The organism is Methanobrevibacter sp. (assembly GCF_045577275.1).
Lineage (GTDB): Archaea > Methanobacteriota > Methanobacteria > Methanobacteriales > Methanobacteriaceae > Methanobrevibacter.
The window spans coordinates 1-3,008 of record NZ_JAZNIB010000232.1; the positions used below are offsets into that span (position 1 = coordinate 1).

Here is a 3,008-nt window from a genome sequence, read left to right on the forward strand (position 1 = left end):
AAAGATAAATTATAAATTATTATGATTTATATTTATTATTTTAAATGTAAATAAAGTTTATTATTATAAAAATTATTATAATTATTATTAAAACTATTATGTTATATAAAACATTATATAATTGTGAAATTAAAAAAGTGATATTATCTTGTTAAATTAATATTAAAGTGTAAATAATTATTTTAAAAAGAAAATATTTATTAATATTAAAGTTTAATAGAAAATAAGATAATTATGAGTAAATTAATTAAAAATAAAAGAAATAAAAAGGATAAAAATTTAAAGTCTATATACTTAAAAAAATACGATAGGAAAATTAGCAATATTCAAATGGCTGATGATTTTTTCAGCCGTTTGATGGGACTGATGTTTCGAGAAAATGCTGAAGTTCCATTGCTGTTTGAAATTCCACAAAAGATCAATTCAAGGAAAAGATCTTCTATTCATAGCTTTTTCATGAGATTTGATATTGTCTTGGTTTTCGTTGATAAAAATAATTTAGTCTATGAAATAGCGGATTTGACTCCCTGGAATTATTATGTTCCTGAAAAATCAGCTAAATATATATTGGAATTTGATAAAAAAGAGTTTAATAATTGTTTGAGAATAGGCGATGAGATAGAAATAAAATAAATATTAAATAAGTCTTTAAAAATAGGGGATGAAATAGAAATAAAATAGATATTAAAATAGTGTTTGAAAATAGGTGATGAAATAGAAATAAAATAGATAACTAAATTATAAATTTAAGCTATCAAGGAGATTTTGCGGTGTGTCGAAAATCTCGATTCCTTCCATTTTTTCTAATTTACGAGTATTTTCAATGTCTATTTCTCTCATGTGCATAGTGATGATCTTACCTGTTGAAACTGCATCATATGGACAAATGTCCTTACAGGTTCCACAGCCTATGCATTTCAATAGATCAATCTCTTCATGTGCGATGATTGCACCGTTTGGACAAGCTAAAGCCGCCTCGCATTCATCACATTTTTGACATTTGGCTTTTTCAAGCTTAGATGGCAATATTGTTTCAACATCTCCAGGTTCAATGTCTACAGGAACCATAAGAGTTCTTACTCTACCCTTTCCAGCTTGTGCAACAGCATTGGTAACAAGAGTGTCTGAAATTCCATGGACTATCTTCGCAACTGTGTTTGCAGTTGTAGGTGATACTATAAGCAAATCATATTTTCCAAGTGAAAGCCTGCCTGTAATAGGGAAAGAGAATTTCTGATTGGAATCGCTTGCAAGCTCATTGTATCTTCCGCCGGTTACAGAAACAACCCTATCATAAAGTCCATACATCTTTAAAACTTCTTCTGAAGCCTGTGATAAAAAGACAGTGAGATCATTGTCTTTTGCCAATTCTTCCATAGCTTCAACGCTTTCCTTAAGTAAATGTCCTGCACCGGTAAAAGCCCATCCGATTTTCATGAAATATCTCCTAAAAATAGATTTTATAAAAATGAAAAAGAAACTAGTGGGTTACTCCCAACTAGTGAAAATATTTTGATCAAACTTTTTCTAAAAGTTTGGAGTTTTGATCAAGGTTCTACAGACTGAAGTCTGTGAAGCTTGGGTTAGATATGTTCAATGAACTTGTATCCTTCTTCTTCTGTGAAAGCGTAGTGAATGGTTCTGTACTGAGACATGAACTCAGTGACTTCATCCTTGATGTCCACTTTGTCACCTTCAGCAACTCTCCAGATAAATTCAGCTACTTCTTCCATTTCTTTTTCTTTCATTCCTCTTCTGGTGATTTCTTGAGTACCGATTCTGATACCAGATGGGTCATCACTGTCATTTACATTGTCACCAGGAATAAGGTTTTTGTTAAGAATGATATTGTTTTGCTCTAATTCCTTAGCTAAGATGGTAGCTCTTTTGACATCTCTTACATCCATAGCAACTTGGTGGGATTCAGTGTATCCTAAGTCTTCACACATTACATTGAATCCTTGTTCTGCAAGAGCTCCTGCTAATGCTTTAGCGTTTTTAATGGTTTGTTTAGCGTAATCTTCACCAAACTCTAACATTTCAGCAGTAGCAATACCTAAACCAGCTAAATGGTGTAAGTGGTGGTTACTTACTACACCAGGGAATACAGCATTGTCAATTAATTTTTCATTTTTCTTATCTGATAAGATGATTCCTCCTTGAGGACCTGGGAAAGTCTTGTGGGTACTACCCATAAGGACTTCAGCTCCTTCTTTTAAAGGATCTTGGAATTGTTTACCAGCGATTAATCCAAGTACGTGAGCACCGTCGTACATGATGGTTGCCCCTACTTCGTTAGCTGCATCTACAACTTCAGATACAGGGTGTGGGAATAAGAATAAGCTTCCTCCAAAGAGAATGATTTTTGGTTTTTCCGCTAAGATCATTTTGTTCAATGCATCAACATCAATGTTCATTACTTCTGGGTTGAAAGGATGTTCTAAAGTTTTTAATCCTCTAATACCTGCAGCACTTACATTTGCATGTGAAATGTGTCCTCCGAAAGGAATGTTCATTGCAATCATCTTGTCTCCAGCTTTAGCAAAACCGAAGAAAGCAGCGAGGTTTGCAGTTACACCAGAAACAGGTTGAACGTTTGCATAGCTACAGTCATAAACTTTACAGGATAATTGTTTTGTAATGTCTTCAATTTGGTCAATGTAAGTACATCCTTGGTATAATCTTTCATAAGCTTGTCCTTCTGCATATCTGTGAGCCAAATCAGAAGCCATTGCAGTTGTAACAGCATTACTTGTGGTATTTTCACTTGCAATGAGGTTAACGCTGTCTCTCATCCAGTCATTATGTACTCTCATCAAGTCATAAATCTTATTCATATCTTCTTCATATTGATACATCATAACACCTATATTCTCTTAAATAACTTATTAAAATTAAATATTATTTTTATTATTAAATTGCAAAATAATAGAATTATTAAAAATTTCAAAGTTTATAAAAATCAGAAATAATAAAAAAATTCTAAAAATATAATCTTATAAAATTCT

The 3,008-nt window shown here is 32.0% G+C and carries 3 protein-coding genes; 1 reads left to right on the forward strand and 2 read right to left on the reverse strand.

Annotated elements, in window-relative coordinates; all coding sequences use genetic code 11:
• The first annotated feature begins 330 nt into the window (after positions 1–330).
• The gene (locus tag ACKI67_RS06610; RefSeq protein WP_407462661.1) at positions 331–633 is read left to right on the forward strand and encodes a DUF192 domain-containing protein; all 303 of its coding nucleotides are present in this window, start codon (positions 331–333) and stop codon (positions 631–633) included.
• 105 nt (positions 634–738) lie between these two features.
• On the opposite strand, the gene ACKI67_RS06615 is transcribed toward ACKI67_RS06610, so the two are convergent.
• Together ACKI67_RS06615 and glyA are read right to left on the reverse strand one after the other, a co-directional pair.
• Positions 739–1,437, reverse strand: a complete 699-nt coding sequence (locus ACKI67_RS06615) for a dihydromethanopterin reductase (acceptor) (protein ID WP_407462663.1) — start codon at positions 1,435–1,437, stop codon at positions 739–741.
• 146 nt (positions 1,438–1,583) lie between these two features.
• Positions 1,584–2,858 (reverse strand): serine hydroxymethyltransferase, encoded by a 1,275-nt coding sequence (glyA, locus tag ACKI67_RS06620; RefSeq protein WP_292787562.1) that lies wholly within the window; start codon positions 2,856–2,858, stop codon positions 1,584–1,586.
• Positions 2,859–3,008 lie beyond the last annotated feature (150 nt).